This is a genomic window from Candidatus Nanosynbacter sp. TM7-074 (genome assembly GCF_041006295.1).
GTDB lineage: Bacteria > Patescibacteriota > Saccharimonadia > Saccharimonadales > Saccharimonadaceae > Nanosynbacter.
The window spans coordinates 642147-657627 of record NZ_CP158487.1; the positions used below are offsets into that span (position 1 = coordinate 642147).

General features: G+C 47.6%; 13 protein-coding genes and 1 tRNA gene. 5 read left to right on the forward strand and 9 right to left on the reverse strand.

Annotated elements, in window-relative coordinates:
* Nucleotides 1-39 precede the first annotated feature (39 nt).
* From argF to TM074_RS03490, 3 genes are read right to left on the reverse strand one after another with little or no spacing between them, the layout of a single operon-like run.
* A complete protein-coding gene (gene argF, locus TM074_RS03480; RefSeq protein WP_039327820.1) occupies nt 40-1029 on the reverse strand; it encodes an ornithine carbamoyltransferase in 990 nt (329 codons plus the stop codon).
* Nucleotides 1029-2267, reverse strand: a complete 1239-nt coding sequence (gene arcA / locus TM074_RS03485; RefSeq protein ID WP_369000306.1) for an arginine deiminase — start codon at nt 2265-2267, stop codon at nt 1029-1031. Before arcA ends, argF begins: the two co-directional genes overlap by 1 nt.
* Before the next feature lie 47 nt (nt 2268-2314).
* Nucleotides 2315-2947, reverse strand: coding sequence for a TylF/MycF/NovP-related O-methyltransferase (locus TM074_RS03490; protein ID WP_369000307.1), 633 nt, complete (start codon nt 2945-2947; stop codon nt 2315-2317).
* Nucleotides 2948-3049: 102 nt separating this feature from the next.
* On the opposite strand from TM074_RS03490, the gene TM074_RS03495 reads away from it, so the two are divergent.
* On the forward strand, nt 3050-3790 hold the full coding sequence (locus TM074_RS03495; protein ID WP_369000308.1) for a hypothetical protein: 741 nt from the start codon (nt 3050-3052) through the stop codon (nt 3788-3790).
* Between the two features lie 7 nt (nt 3791-3797).
* On the opposite strand, the gene TM074_RS03500 is transcribed toward TM074_RS03495, so the two are convergent.
* Both TM074_RS03500 and TM074_RS03505 read right to left on the reverse strand, forming a co-directional pair.
* On the reverse strand, nt 3798-5798 hold the full coding sequence (locus TM074_RS03500) for an ABC transporter ATP-binding protein (RefSeq protein ID WP_369000309.1): 2001 nt from the start codon (nt 5796-5798) through the stop codon (nt 3798-3800).
* On the reverse strand, nt 5795-7558 hold the full coding sequence (locus tag TM074_RS03505; protein ID WP_369000310.1) for an ABC transporter ATP-binding protein: 1764 nt from the start codon (nt 7556-7558) through the stop codon (nt 5795-5797). The genes TM074_RS03500 and TM074_RS03505 overlap by 4 nt, the downstream gene beginning before the upstream one ends.
* Nucleotides 7559-7675: 117 nt before the next feature.
* Between TM074_RS03505 and TM074_RS03510 the strand changes: the two genes are divergently transcribed.
* Both TM074_RS03510 and TM074_RS03515 read left to right on the forward strand, forming a co-directional pair.
* Nucleotides 7676-7752 (forward strand) — tRNA-Pro (locus TM074_RS03510).
* A gap of 67 nt (nt 7753-7819) precedes the next feature.
* On the forward strand, nt 7820-8287 hold the full coding sequence (locus TM074_RS03515) for an NUDIX domain-containing protein (protein ID WP_369000311.1): 468 nt from the start codon (nt 7820-7822) through the stop codon (nt 8285-8287).
* Between the two features lie 14 nt (nt 8288-8301).
* On the opposite strand, the gene TM074_RS03520 is transcribed toward TM074_RS03515, so the two are convergent.
* Genes TM074_RS03520 through TM074_RS03530 form a run of 3 tightly spaced genes read right to left on the reverse strand, consistent with a single transcriptional unit; the run spans nt 8302 to nt 10503 of the window.
* Nucleotides 8302-9024, reverse strand: a complete 723-nt coding sequence (locus TM074_RS03520; RefSeq protein ID WP_369000312.1) for an amino acid ABC transporter ATP-binding protein — start codon at nt 9022-9024, stop codon at nt 8302-8304.
* Nucleotides 9005-9715, reverse strand: coding sequence for an amino acid ABC transporter permease (locus TM074_RS03525; protein WP_369000313.1), 711 nt, complete (start codon nt 9713-9715; stop codon nt 9005-9007). Before TM074_RS03525 ends, TM074_RS03520 begins: the two co-directional genes overlap by 20 nt.
* Nucleotides 9712-10503 carry a basic amino acid ABC transporter substrate-binding protein gene (locus TM074_RS03530; RefSeq protein ID WP_369000314.1) on the reverse strand — a complete coding sequence of 264 codons (792 nt, stop codon included), beginning with the start codon at nt 10501-10503 and terminating at the stop codon, nt 9712-9714. Before TM074_RS03530 ends, TM074_RS03525 begins: the two co-directional genes overlap by 4 nt.
* A gap of 52 nt (nt 10504-10555) precedes the next feature.
* Here TM074_RS03530 and TM074_RS03535 point away from each other — a divergent pair, with 52 nt between their 5' ends.
* Nucleotides 10556-12121: an LTA synthase family protein gene (locus TM074_RS03535; protein ID WP_369000315.1), complete on the forward strand. Its 1566-nt coding sequence runs from the start codon at nt 10556-10558 to the stop codon at nt 12119-12121.
* Here TM074_RS03535 and galE read toward each other — a convergent pair.
* Entirely contained in the window at nt 12118-13131 is a 1014-nt protein-coding gene (galE, locus tag TM074_RS03540; protein WP_369000316.1) for a UDP-glucose 4-epimerase GalE, read from the reverse strand. The two genes, TM074_RS03535 and galE, sit on opposite strands and share 4 nt — an antisense overlap.
* Before the next feature lie 201 nt (nt 13132-13332).
* Between galE and TM074_RS03545 the strand changes: the two genes are divergently transcribed.
* On the forward strand, nt 13333-15477 hold the full coding sequence (locus TM074_RS03545) for an ATP-dependent Clp protease ATP-binding subunit (protein ID WP_369000317.1): 2145 nt from the start codon (nt 13333-13335) through the stop codon (nt 15475-15477).
* Nucleotides 15478-15481 lie beyond the last annotated feature (4 nt).

Sequence of the window (15481 nt, forward strand, 5' to 3'; positions counted from 1 at the left end):
TGCCTCGGAGCCTCCTTAACCTCCTTATTACGACAACAACTACAGTGTTAAAGCCATAACAGCTTTAATTGTATGCATACGATTTTCCGCTTGATCAAATACTATCGAATGCGGCGAGCGGAACACCTCATCCGTAACCTCCATAGAATCTAGACCAAAATCTTCCTGAACTTTTTTACCAGTAATCGTCAAAGCGTCGTGGAATGCTGGCAAACAGTGCATGAACTTAACTTCAGGATTCCCCGTCAGGTTAATCATGTCACGATTGACTTGGAAGTGGCGCAATTGATTGATACGCTCAGCAAACTTATCCTCCTCGCCCATTGAAACCCAAACATCGGTGTAAATCACATCAGCGCCGCGTAAAGCTTCTTCGAAGTTGTCGGTAATGGTAATACGCGCATGACTTGACCTGGCGAAGTGGCGAGCCTTGTCAACAAGAGCTTGCTCCGGATGTAGTTCACGAGGCGCTAAAATACGGAAATCAAGACCCATAATTGCTGATCCAATCATCAGGGAATTTGCCATATTATTACGACCATCGCCCACAAATACTAATTTGGTGCCTTTGAGTTTACCAACATGTTCCTCAATAGTCATGAAATCAGCCAAAATCTGTGTTGGATGGAACTTATCTGTCAAGCCGTTCCACACCGGCACGCCGGCATGCTTCGCCAAATCTTCCACCGTTTTATGATCAAAACCGCGAAACTCAATACCGTCAAACATCCGACCCAGAACCTTAGCTGTATCCTCGACTGTTTCTTTTTTACCAAGCTGGATATCATCCTTACCAAGATATTCTGGTGCGATACCCAAATCATTAGCCGCCACGGTAAAAGCGCAGCGTGTCCGAGTTGAGGTTTTCTCAAATAGCAATGCCACATTTTTGCCTTCGTGAATTCGGTGTGACACACCAGCATACTTTAACCGACGATACTCACGCGCCGTATCTAAAAGTAAGCGGATTTCTTCTGCTGTATAGTCACCTAAGGTTAAAAGTGACCGACCTTTCAAACTCTGAGCCATTAAAATACATCCTCTCGTACTAGCGGCATACTCATACAACGTGGACCGCCACGACCGCGACCAAGCTCAGCACCGCTGACTTCGATAACTTCAACGCCATGCTCGCGCAACTTTTGGTTAGTAACGTAGTTGCGATCATAGGTTACCACCACACCCGGTGCAATTGCCAAAGTGTTGGAGCCGTCATTCCACTGCTCACGAGCAGCTGCGATTGGATCGCCACCGCCACATTCAATTAACGTAACGCTCGGCAAGCCCAACGCTACCCGCAAAACATGCTCAAGATCCGTCTCGTGAGTAATGCGTGGGAACGGCTGACCTTCAACCTTCTCCAAAACGAAACAGTTCATCTTACCACCACGGTCACGGATTTCTGGGTGAATTGTAAACTTATCTCGATCAATCATCGTAAACACCGTGTCTAGGTGCATAAAGGCGTGTGACTTCGGAATTTCCATAGCAATGACCTTCTTAAAGTTAGAGCCAGCAAACAGCTTGGTTGCCATTTTTTCGATTGCTTCAGCCGTAGTACGCTCCGATACACCGATTGCCATTACCTTGTCGCTTAGTACTAGTTCATCGCCGCCCTCCATTGAGAATTTCTCAGTGCGGTTATACCAAACTGGTACGCGATTCGCAAAACGTGGATGATGGTCGATAATATAGCGCATGAATAGCGATTCACGACGACGAGCTGTCCAGTGCATCTTGTTGACTGTCAGACCATTACCAATAGCGGCAGCTGGGTCACGTGTAAAGTATAGATTCGGCATTGGATCGAGATAGAATGGATAATGATTCTTCTCAATCATATTATGCAGCTGCTGATGCTGATCTGGAGGCAAAGTAATTTCATCCTTACGCACACCAGCCATAATCTTGCGAATCATCGCGTGAGTTGGCAGGTCCAACAAGAACTGACGCAATGTTTGAGTCACGCGGCGTGAATCCTGCTTAGAAGCAGCCAGCATTTCATCAACAAATTGTTCGCGCAATTGATCTGTACTGAGCGCCTCTGCCACCATTTGATCCAGATACAGAACTTCGACGCCATGATCGCGCAAGGTTTGAGCAAACGCGTCGTGCTCCTTCTGCGCAACTTCCAAATACGGAATATCGTCAAATAAAAGATCGGTCAGGTAATCTGGCGTCAAATTCTCCAGCTCTTCACCTGGCCTATGCAACAAAACGGTCTTAAGTTTTCCTATTTCAGACGTGATGTGAATCGGTTCGTCCATCACAACCCTCCCCTGTTTATATTACTAATGTTTTAATTGTAACACGTTTATGTTTTTGGGCAAGAGGAGATAATTGCCAGACTGGCTTCAGTTCTTATCGTAAATTGTCGGTGATTTGTCAGCCACTCATCAACCGCTCGTGCGGCGCCTGGCAACGCTTCATTGGCGTAGTCGTCAACCACAATCGTTGCTTTTTTATGAAACTTGCCGTCACACACGCGAAATGAATCGACGATTGATTCATAAAAATCACCATCAAAAAACGCAAAAATAATACTTTCCGGCACGTCCTCGGGGGTAAAATCGGCAAACCAACCCTTGTGAATGATCGGCAGTTTCAAGCTAGCCTTTTTAAAATTCTGAACGAAGGTTTTACGTGGCACCAATAATTCGCCCACTTTGAATTGCTCGCCCACAGCACTGTTGTCAGCTTGGGTTTTTTCTGGCAACCCCGCAAACGAATCATAAACATGAAATTCGCCCATAAAATCATAAGCGTCCAGCAGCCGCCGAATAAACAAACTCGTCGTGCCGACATAACAGCCAAATTCTACGATATTGCCAGTCGCACCGCTTCGCAGCACTTTTTCCAGCTCCCGCAGCAGGACGCTTAATTCTTTGGTGTCAACTTGATTGGAGATGATGGGATATTTGGCGAGGAGTTGGTCGGTGATATTCATACAATTTAAATTATAGACAGTTCACCAAATATCAACAAACAGTTGATGACATATAACTACATGTTTTAATATTTTATAGGTTACAATATTAAATTAGTACTTATGAATAATTACGACATTATCAAAACATTTTTACCGAAACAATTAGATATAAAGCACCTCGATCTCCTGCTACCTGCCTTACAAAAGTCAAACCTAATTGTTTATGGGGAAATTCACGGCATAAAAGAAAATGCCGATATCGTCTATACCTTGGTTAAAAAAACTTGCATACAACGATTGGCCATTGAAGCTAGCCCTACTGTGTTTGACTTCATCAATTCAGTAAAGATCAATTCTTATGATTTTTCCTTAGTTGATGAAGACCTTTTTGACTTAAGCGTTCTATCTCTTGAGATGATAAAAACGATAGCAATTCTTCTGCAGCAAAATCAACTTAAAGAGCTCGTTTTTATTGATACATTTTTTGACAATTTAGATGAGGATACCATCATACCACCAAGCCCGCAAGAACGAGAAGAGCAGCTAGCTAAAAATATCCTCGGAATTGACGGCTCTCTACCAACATTATGTATTATGGGACAATGGCATACGCAGCCCAAAGTTGTTACAGATGGCGAAACACGGCATGAATCAGCGTTATATCGCTTGAGAAAAACAAAACCAAATGTACCGTTTATTCACAATATCTATCGACAAGGGCAACTATTTAATGATGGAAAGATAATTAAATTACCAAATAATCCAGCCATGTCGTCTTGTTACGAAATTGTCCAGAAAACTGATATTGATTTTGAGCTACACATACCAGAAGCTACGAGAATATCGCTATGCAAAAAATAGCGAACGTCTACTCAGCAAACTGACTATTATACAGCTCGGCATAAAAGCCATTTTTCTTCAGCAGTTCGTCGTGCTTACCTTGTTCGATGATGTTGCCGTCGCGGACGACCAAGATCAGGTCAGCGTCGCGAATAGTGCTCAGCCGATGAGCGATGACGAAGCTGGTTTTGCCCTGCATCAACTTGTCCATGGCTTTTTGGATGAGCACTTCGGTGCGAGTGTCAACTGAGCTGGTGGCTTCATCCAAAATCAGCATTGGCGTGCGCGCCAGCATTGCCCGGGCAATCGTCAGCAGCTGTTTCTCACCCTGTGAAATATTCGTGGCTTCCTCGCCCAGCATCATGTCATAACCACCTGGCAGCGACCGCACGAAGTGATCGACATGCGCCTCCTTGGCGGTAGCAACCATCTCTTCTTCGCTGGCTGTTGGATTGCCATACAGCAAATTTTGGCGAATCGTGCCGTTAAACAGCCAGGTGTCCTGCAACACCATACCAAACATTTGCCGCACCTCGCTGCGCTTCATCTGGCGAATATCCACGCCGTCAATTTTAATCGCACCACTGTTAATTTCATAAAATCGCATCAGCAAATTAACCAGCGTCGTTTTGCCCGCGCCCGTTGGACCGACGATCGCCACGCGCTGACCTGGCTTGATGTGCGCCGACAAACCTTTGATGATGGTTTGGTCGGGTCGGTAGCCAAAGACTACGTTGTCAAATTCAACTTCGCCCTTAACGTGAGTCAATTTCACCAAATCCTTGCCCTCCGCCTTTTCTTCTGACTCATCCAAAAATTCAAACACACGCTCGGCAGCGGCGGCGGTCGATTGCAGGACATTGGCGATGTTAGCAACTTGCACCAGCGGCTGGTTGAACTGGTTAATGTATTGGATGAACGCCTGAATGTCGCCAATTTTCAGCCGACCGTTGATCGCCAGCCAGCCGCCCAAAATCGCCATCACGACATAGCCAATGTTGCCGATGAAGTTCATGATTGGATAAATCAGTCCTGACAAAAATTGAGCTTTCCAGGCGCTTTCCTGCAGCTGGTCGTTAATCCGTGAAAACTTAGCCAGCGAATTTTTCTGGCCGTTAAACACGCGCATCACCTGATGGCCGCCGTACATTTCTTCGATGTGGCCGTTCAATTCACCCAACTGTGTTTGCTGACGGAGGAATTGCTTTTGCGAGCTTTTGGCGATCAGCGTGATTACGCCGCCAGCTAGCGGCAACACCAAGAGCGCCACCAGCGACATTTGCCAGCTGATGGAAAACATCATCGCCAAAATCCCCAGCACCATCACCGTCGAGGAGACGATTTGCGACAGGCTCTGATTGAGCGTTTGGCTAATAGTATCAACGTCGTTGGTAACGCGGCTCAGGACTTCTCCGTAGGTTTGCTTGTCAAAATAACTCAGCGGCAGGCGGTTGATTTTCTCGGACAATTGCCGACGCATTCTGAAAGTAACTGTTTGCGTCACTTGGGTCATCAACCAGGTTTGGATGTAGCGGAAAATGGCGCTAAGTATATACAAGCCAATTAGCAAACTGACCACCTGCCAAATTGCCTCAAAGTGAAATTCTGGACGCCGGCTAAGATCGAGTTTTTTAATGGTCTCAAGCTGGTTGGACGGAATTTGACTTTCAATTTCCGACTTGTTCGGTAGCTGCTTCAGAACATCAGCACCGGTCGTGCCAGCTGGCAACGAAGCACCATTTGGCAGCTTGCTGGTGATGGTTTCATACGCCTTCATACTGACATAATCTTCGACGATTTGGTTGGTGGCGCCGCCCAAAATTTTCGGACTGACAATCGCAAACGCTGTACTACCGACCGCAAAAATCGCCACCATGAGCATTTGCCAGCGGAACTCCGCCAAGTATTTGGCTAGCTTCTTGACCGTGCCTTTGAAATCTTTGGCTTTTTCGCCGGCGCCCATACCGCCGCCCATTGGACCGCCCATCTTCACTGGCTGGCGTTTTTTCATGCTTTGCTGAGCCATCATGCCGCTCCTTTCGCAGTCGTCGCCGACATTTTATACAGGTCATCTTCCGAAAGCTGGGAGGCGGCAATTTCTTGATAGACTTTACAATTTTTCATCAATTCCTGATGCGTGCCCTGACCGACAATTTTACCTTCGTCCAGCACGATGATTTTGTCAGCGTTCATGATGGTATTGATGCGCTGACCGACGATGAGCACGGTTTTATGTTTGGTTTCTTTGGCAAGCGCCAAACGCAATTTGGCGTCAGTTTTGAAATCCAGCGCCGAAAACGAATCATCAAAAATGTAGACATTCGGCTCGACAGCGATCGCCCGGGCAATCGACAAACGCTGCCTCTGGCCGCCGGAAACATTGCTGCCGCCTTGAGCGATGTCGTTTTTGTAGCCGTTTTTTAGCTCGTTGATGAACTCGGCGGCTTGGGCGATTTTAGCGGATTTTTCGACCAATTTTTGGCTAGCTTTGGCGTTACCGTACTTGATGTTGCTGGCAATCGTCCCACTAAACAACACACCCTTTTGCGGCACGTAGCCGATTTGATCGTACAAATCTTCCAACTTGAGCTGGCGAATATCCACGCCATCCAGCAAGATCTGCCCTGCCGACACATCGTAAAAGCGCGGGATCAAATTGATCAACGTTGATTTGCCCGAGCCAGTGCTGCCAATGAACGCTGTGGTTTGCCCTGGTTCAGCTGTGAAATTGATATTGGATAGCACTGGCAGATCAGCGTCTGGATAGGTAAACGTCACGTCTTTGAATTCAATTTTGCCCGTAGCGTCATGTGGCAATTGTTGCGGCGATAGCGGATCAACAATTGACGGCAGTGTGTCGAGCACCTCGCCCACCCGCTTCACCGACACAGCCGCTCGCGGCACCATGATGAATACCATCGACAGCAGCAGGAACGAAATAATCACCTGCATGGCGTATTCCAAAAACGCCATCATATTACCAATTTGCAGATTACCGCTACTAATCAAATGCGCGCCAAACCAGACAATCGCCACGCTAGAAAAGTTCATCACCAGCGTCATGATTGGGTCGAGCAGCATCATCAGCCGATTGACAAATAAATTCATTTTATTCAGCTCGGTATTGGCTTGCTGGAACTTTTTCTGCTCAATCTTTTCATTGTGAAAGGCGCGGATGACTTTCAAACCGACCAGGTTTTCGCGCGTTACCAAATTGAGCTTGTCCACCAGCGTTTGCAATTTCTTGAACCGAGGCACAGCAATGACAAACAACACGGCAATGACCACCAGCAGCACCGACACCGCCAGCGCAATGATCCAGCTCAAATTTGGCGCGTTATGAATGGCTTTTTGCAGACCGCCAATTGCCATGATCGGCGCCATCAACGCCAGACGCAGCAGCAGGATTGACGTCATCTGAATTTGCTGAATATCGTTGGTCGAGCGCGTGATCAGCGACGCGGTAGAAAATTTATTAAAATCCGCCAGCGCGAAACTCTCGACCCGCTCAAATAGTTCTGTCCGTAGTTTTTGCGCCATACCAGTGGCGATCCGAGCCGCCAAAAACCCGATGACAATTGAGCAAAGCCCGCCCGCCGCCGTCACCACAATCATAGCTAGTCCGTTGTGCCAAATCGCCGGCATATCTTGTTTGATGATGCCGTTATTGACGATTTCCGACATCTTGTCAGGTAGCCACAAATTCGCCATCACCATGGCGTAGGTAAAGCCGACCAAGATGATAAACATCAGCCAGTAGCCGCTAAAAATTCGTAAAATATGCTTCATTTTGTTCCTTTACCACCTAAAGCCAGCTTCTATTATAGCACGAAGCGGCAGCCCAACCCCACCCCGACGGACGGTGATTGGACAAAATCACCCGCTCGGCTTATACTATTTTAGCGTCGGGGTGTGGCGCAGCTTGGTAGCGCGCACCGTTCGGGACGGTGAGGTCGTCCGTTCAAATCGGATCACCCCGACCATGAAATTATTTGAAGCGTACGTTCACTGACGAGAACCTCTGGCTATAAGCAAAATAAAGGAGGTTATATGCAGCGGCGAGTTAATATACGCGGAATTATTATCAACGATCAGGGCGAGATTTTTTGTCAAAAATTGACTGCAAATAACAGCAAAGGGCGTGATTTTTGGTGTACACCAGGCGGCGGCTTGGAAATGGGCGAAAGCTTGCTGGACGGTCTACGCCGAGAAATAATTGAAGAAACAGGCGTCAAACCAGAAATCGGTAAGTTGTTATTTATACAACAATTCGCCGAATCGGGCGGGCAATCAGCGCATGGCCCGAACGAGCAATTAGAATTTTTCTTCCTCATCACCAACTGGCAAGATTACCAGCACATTAACCTGGAGAAAACATCGCACGGCGTCGAGGAAGTAGCGGAATGCGGCTTTGTCGATCCGAAGACGACGCGAATTTTACCAAGCTACTTAACAGAGGTTGACTTGGACCAGCTAGTTAACAAATTGACAGAAGTTCCAGTTCTAAGCGAATTATAGCTGGGCCGCTTAGACTATTTGGCGAAGAATTTTTTAGCGCGCTCGGTTTTCGGGCGATCCATTACCTGGGCTGGCGTACCGTTCTCGATTATCTCGCCCTTGTCCAAAAAAATCATCCGCGTGCCAACTTCGCGGGCAAATTTCATCTCGTGCGTCACGATTACCATCGTCATACCTTTTTCAGCAACTTTGCGAATCACATCTAGCACTTCGCCAATCATTTCTGGGTCAAGGGCACTAGTTGGCTCATCGAACAACATGATTTTTGGCTCCATCGCCAGTGCTCGAGCGATGGCTACCCGCTGTTTTTGGCCGCCCGACAAACTATCAGGCGAGGCATCCGCCTTATCCAGCAGTCCGACATCGTCCAGCAAACTTCGCGCCAAGCGCGTCGCCTTTTTATCCGATAATTTGCGGAGTTTTTTAGGTGCTAGTTTAATATTTTCAATCACGCTCAGGTTCGGGAACAAATTAAATTGCTGAAAAACCATACCGATAGTTTGGCGCAAAGCATTCAAATTGACATGCGGATCGGTAATTTTAACGCCATCGACGATAATTTCGCCAGATGTCGGCTCTTCCAGCAAGTTCAAGCAGCGTAAAAACGTCGATTTGCCGGAGCCGCTGGAGCCAACCACCACGACGATTTCACCCTCGTCAATTTCCACGTCAATATCACGAAGTACTCGGTTGGTACCAAATGTTTTCTTCAAATTCTTAACGCTGATTATCGTCATGCTTCAACTTCCTTTCTACTCGTGCCATCACCCGCGTAAAAATCGCTGTTAGAACCAGATACATCACCGCTGCGGCAAACAGCGACTGGAAAGCAGTGGCCGTCTGAAAACGAATATTGTCAGCGCCGCGCATAATATCGTTCAAACCAATCCAGCCAACCACCGACGTTTCCTTTAATAAAGCAATAAATTCGCTAATCAATGCTGGTAACGAATTTCTCATCGCTTGTGGTAGAATGACCAGTCGCATAGCTTGCCAATTGCTCAAACCCAGCGAGCGCGCCGCCTCCATCTGCCCCTTATCAATACTCTGGATACCACCACGAATAATCTCAGCAATATACGCACCGCTGTTAATGCCAAATGCTACTGCTGCCACAAAAATCTTCGGCATAAATTGATACGAGCCAAACACTACGTAATACATAATCAGCAGCTGCACTAATAGCGGCGTGCCGCGGATAATATCAACGTAAAGCTTCCCCAAGCTAGCCAGTGGATTAAATTTGGCAAGCTTCCCCGATTTCATCCTGCCAAATGGACGAAAATTCGACGTACACATCAGGGCAATAACTATGCCAATTATTGAACCCAAAATAAGCGCTAAAACGGTTAAAACCAACGTTACTTCCAGACCGTGCCATAAAAACAACCAACGATCACCGCCGAAAATCACTTCCCAAAAGTTCACGACTTTACCTCCTCGCCAAAATATTTGCGAATTAATTTGTCGTATCGGCCGTCCTTTTTCATCTTGGCAATTTCTTTATTAACCTTCTCTAGCAAATCCGTATTGTCTTTTTTAATGGCAATGGCATAACTTTCGTCGCTAAGCGCGCCCGGCAAAATTTCCAAACCAGGAAAACCAGCTGTATATTGCTTGGCGGGAGCATCGTCCAGAATGACCGCCTCAATCTTGCCAGCGCTTAGTTCCTGCAAGACGCTCGGCGCCGTCTGGAATTGTGTAACCGCCGCGCCGGCAATTTTTGATGCCAGCGTATCGCCAGTCGTACCCAGCTGTACGCCGATTTTTCGCCCCGACAATTGATATCTATTGCGAATCGGGCTACCCTTCTTAACAATTATGCGCTGCGATGCTGAATAATAAGGTTCGGAAAATAATGCGTTTTTCGCCCGCTCCGGCGTTACTGTCATACCCGCCGCCACTATATCAATTTGACCACTGTCTAACGCCGGCAATAGCCCGTCAAATGACATGTCTTCAATTTTCAACTCTTTGCCCATACTTTTGGCAATTTCCCGCGCCAAATCAACATCAAAGCCAACAATTTCATTATTATAAATATACTCAAAAGGTTTAAAGCCAGCATTCGTCCCCATCACCAGAACATCAGTTTTCGAGCCGATCACGCCGTCGCGCTGCAAAATATCACCCAACATGAAACAAATCATTCCAGCAAATAAAGCCAGTCCAATCCACCAACTAATCCCAAATGTACGCGCTTTATTCTTGCTCATGCTTTTATTATAACCCTTTCTCCCTAAAAAACGTAAGTGATATAATGTAGCAGTGAAAAGAATTAAATTCACCAAGCGCTTCTGGGCGAAATTGATATCAGTTATCTTTCTCTTTTTAGCAGCATTCTTCTTAATTGCGGCACGTTATAAATCGGTTGTCTTTAAAGACTCGCAGATTGATGAGATAATTTTCTATTTTGTCAACGGACTAGCTGGTGGCAAATCTGACAATTTATGGTCGGCCGTCCTCCAGAACCTACCTCTAGTTTTCTTACTATTTGGCGTACTTCTCATACCAGTTTCAAAAAAAGCCGTTAATTACCTTAATCATGGAATTACATTTTGCCTTGATAAAATTAAATCATCAAGAAAAATCATCCTGCCATTTTTGAGATTAAAATACGCTTTAATTTATTCACTAACTATGTTTTTAATCTCATTCACACTACTCATTCAAAGCTTCGGTATTCCTGGCTATATTTACGCTCTAACTCAATCAACCAAACTATACGAAGAAAATTACGTTAACCCAAAAACCGCCAAATTAACCTTTCCTGATGAAAAACGCAATTTGATATATATCTATCTGGAGTCAATGGAAAACACCCTGGCTTCAAAAGCCAACGGCGGCAGCGCTGATGTATCTATTATTCCAGAATTAGAAGAATTAGCTCTGAAAAATACCTCCTTTTCAAATAAGGCTTCTGGTATAGGCGGCGCTTTACCAGCAACGAACACCGGTTGGACTGTCGCGGGTATGGCCGCCCAATCAGCTGGCGTCCCCTTAAAAGAAACTTTAGTTGGCGGACGTGACCATAACTCGCTAGGTGAGTTTAAGAAATTTCTGCCGGGCGCCTATAGCCTAGGCGAGATCCTCCAAAAACAAGGTTATAATCAAACATTTATTATGGGATCTGAGGCAAGTTTCGGCGGACGTGATAAACTACTAACTCAACACGGTAATTTTACTATTCAGGATTACAATTACGCCAAACAGCATGGTCAAATTACTGACGATTATAAAGTTTGGTGGGGTTATGAAGATAAAAAACTATTCCAATTTGCCCGCGAAGAAGCCTCGCGCCTAGCAGCATCAGATAAACCGTTTAACTTACAAATGTTGACTGCTGACACGCATTTCACCGATGGCTATTTGGATAAAAATTGTGCTAAAAATTTCAATAATCAATACGATAACGTCCACGCCTGCTCATCCAAACAAGTGGCAGAATTCGTCAAATGGGTGCAGTCTCAGCCTTTTTATAAAAATACTACAATTATAATTTCTGGCGACCACTTGGGTATGCAAACATCGTACTACGATGAAAAAACCGCTGGCACCAATTATCAGCGAACAATTTATAATGCGTTTATCAATCCGGCCATTACCACCGATCGTACAAAAAACCGCCGCTTTACGACCTTTGATATGTACCCATCAACCTTGGCGGCACTAGGCGTAAAAGTTGATGGCGAACGATTGGGACTGGGCACAAATTTATTCTCTAGTAAAGAAACTCTGGCCGAGCAATACGGTGGAATTGAAAATCTGAACGCCGAGCTCGCCAAACGTTCAGATTATTACGAAAAGAAGATTTTTACCAAATCTGGCAATTAACTATTGTAGCCGCTCGGGTTGTTGCTCTGCCAATTCCAGGCGTCGCGGCAGGCGTCCTCAATTGTCAATTCTGCCCGCCAGCCCAGTTCTGCCTCTGCCAAACTTGGATCAGCATAACACGCGGCAATGTCGCCCGGTCGGCGCGGCGTGATTTGGTATGGGACGTCCCGGCCCGACGCTGCTTCAAACGCTTTCACCAATTCCAACACCGACGTACCGCGGCCAGTACCGATGTTATACACCTTATATTCATCCGGCTCACCCAGGTGCTCCAGCGCTGCCACATGCGCCCGCGCTAAATCAACCACGTGAATATAATCACGCACACCCGTGCCATCTGGCGTATCATAATCATCGCCAAATACACTCAAGTGGTCACGCTTGCCGACTGCCACTTGCGATACGAACGGCAGCAAATTATTCGGAATGCCCGACGGATCTTCGCCGATACGGCCGCTCGGATGAGCCCCAACGGGATTGAAATAGCGTAGCGAGGTAAACTGCCAGCCCTGCTTGGTTGCCGCCACATCGCGCAGAATTTGCTCAATCATCAGCTTGGTTTGGCCGTACGGATTAGTCGCCGACAGCGGCATGTCCTCGGTAATCGGCAGCCGTGCCGGGTCGCCGTACACCGTTGCCGAGCTAGAAAAGACCAGTTTTTTCACGTCAAATTCCTGCATGACATCCAGCAGCGTCAAGGTGCTTTCCAAATTGTTCTGATAATAGAGCAGCGCCTTTTCCACCGACTCGCCGACGGCTTTCAGGCCCGCAAAATGAATCGCCGCGTCAATTGCCTCAGACTTGAATAACTCCGCCAGCCGCGTCCGATCACATAGGTCAAACTCATAAAACGGCACCGACTGACCAGTAATTTCCTCAACCCGCCGCAAACTCTCGGCAGATGAATTTGATAAATTATCAACCACCACCACGCCATGACCCGACGCCAGTAGTTCAATGATGGTGTGGCTGCCGATATACCCAGCACCGCCGGTAACGAGAATATTCATGAAGTACCCCTTTTGCTATGATTCTAATCATTATTATATCAGATACAATATTTATCAATCGGAAAGTTTTTCCATTTAGCACTCTTGCACTGAGAGTGCCAATTTGCTATGATAATCATATCAATTATCCCCGCTCTGTCTCTTGCCGCGGCGTATCATAAATACGGACTTGGAAAAGCCCAAAAAATCAAAGGAGGATCTATGCCACCAAATATGCAAGAAGAGCTTGAGCAGCCGCTGGAGAAATTCGGCACCGATATCACAGCACTCGCCAGGGAACATAAACTTGATCCGGTTATCGGGCGCGACGAGGAAATTCGTCGTACCATGCAAATCTTGAGCCGGCGCACCAAGAACAACCCGGTGCTGATCGGTGAGCCGGGCGTCGGTAAAACCGCCATCGTTGAGGCTCTAGCGCAGCGTATCGTCAAGGGTGATGTGCCAGCGTCGCTGAAAGACAAGCGACTGATTTCCTTGGAAATTTCCAGCTTGCTGGCGGGTGCTAGCTTTCGCGGCCAATTTGAAGAACGCCTCAAAGCAATTTTGAAAGAAGTTGAAGAAGCCGCCGGTGAAATTATTTTGTTCGTTGATGAAATTCACACCATGGTCGGTGCGGGCAAAACCGAAGGCAGCATGGATGCCGGCAATATGCTCAAACCCGCCCTGGCGCGCGGTAAATTACACATGATCGGCGCGACGACGTTGGCGGAATATCGCCAGCATGTCGAAAAAGACGCTGCTCTGGAGCGGCGCTTTCAGCCAGTCTATGTCGGCGAGCCAAGTTTTGACGACACCGTGGCAATTTTGCGCGGCTTGAAAGAAAAATACGAGGTGCATCACGGCGTTAAAATCTCTGACGATGCCATCGTGGCGGCAGCGCGGTTGTCCACTCGCTATCTACCTGATCGCTTCTTGCCTGACAAGGCAGTCGATTTGCTGGATGAGGCAACCAGCGCTCTGAAGATGCAGCTCGAGAGTGTGCCAATTGCTCTCGATCGGCTGAATAATCGCCGCTTGCAGCTAGAAATTGAGGAAGCCGCGCTGAAAAAAGACAAATCCGACCACGCCAAAGCCCGCACAGAGGAAATCAAGCAGCAAATCGCCGACCTTCGGGCTCAGGCCGAGGTGATTGACAATAAATGGCAGCACGAAAAGGATATCCTCCAGACCGTCAATACCGCTACCGAAAAAATGGATAGTCTGCGCTCACAGCTGGAAATCGCCGAACGCGACGCGGATCTGGCCACCGCCAGCCGCATCAAATACGGCGACTTGCCAGAACTGGAGAAAAAGCTGGCTAGCGCCCGCCAAGAACTGGCGGCCATTCCGCCGGCTGACCGTTTGCTACGCGAGGAGGTGACCCCTGATGACATCGCCAGCGTGGTGGCTCGCTGGACGGGTATCCCCGTGGAGCGGCTGATTGAGACTGAATCCAGCAAATTAACCAAATTAGAGGAAAATATCAGCACCCAAGTAATTGGCCAAGACAAAGCCATCGCCGCGGTAGCCAGTGCCATCCGCCGTTCACGCGCAGGCCTCAGTGATACCAACCGACCAATCGGCTCCTTCCTCTTTCTCGGCCCGACTGGGGTCGGCAAAACAGAGGTAGCCCGCAGCCTGTGCCGCGAATTATTCGACGACGAACATGCCATGATCCGCATCGATATGAGCGAGTACATGGAGCGCCACGCCGTGGCCCGGCTGATTGGCTCGCCGCCAGGTTATGTTGGCTATGACCAAGGCGGCCAACTCACCGAAGCGGTCCGCCGCCGCCCCTACAGCGTGGTACTATTTGACGAAATTGAGAAGGCCCATGCCGACGTCTTCAACGTGTTCCTCCAGGTGCTGGATGACGGCCGCCTGACCGATGGCCAGGGACGAACAGTCGATTTTTCTAACACGGTCATCATCATGACCAGCAATGTCGGCTCGCAGACAATCATGGATTTTTATGGCGACGATTTGTCGGCACTGGATAATCAAATGCTTGACGTCCTCAGACAACATTTCCGCCCAGAGTTCCTCAACCGCATCGACGATATCGTGATTTTTGACCGCATTCGACCAGAGGCCATGCGGGCAATTGTCGATGTCCAGCTGAAACGCGTCGCCCGCCAAGTCAAAGACAGCCGCGACATTACGCTGAAGTTTGACGAGAGCGTCCAAGACATGCTGGCCCGCGATGGCTACGACCCAGCCTTTGGCGCTCGGCCGCTCAAGCGCTTGGTGCAAAAACGGGTGCTTGACCCGCTGGCGCTGGAACTGATTGACGGACGAATTCATGATGGAGAGACTGTAAGAGTTGACGTTGTTGATAGTCGAATCACTTTTACAAATAGCGTATAATAAT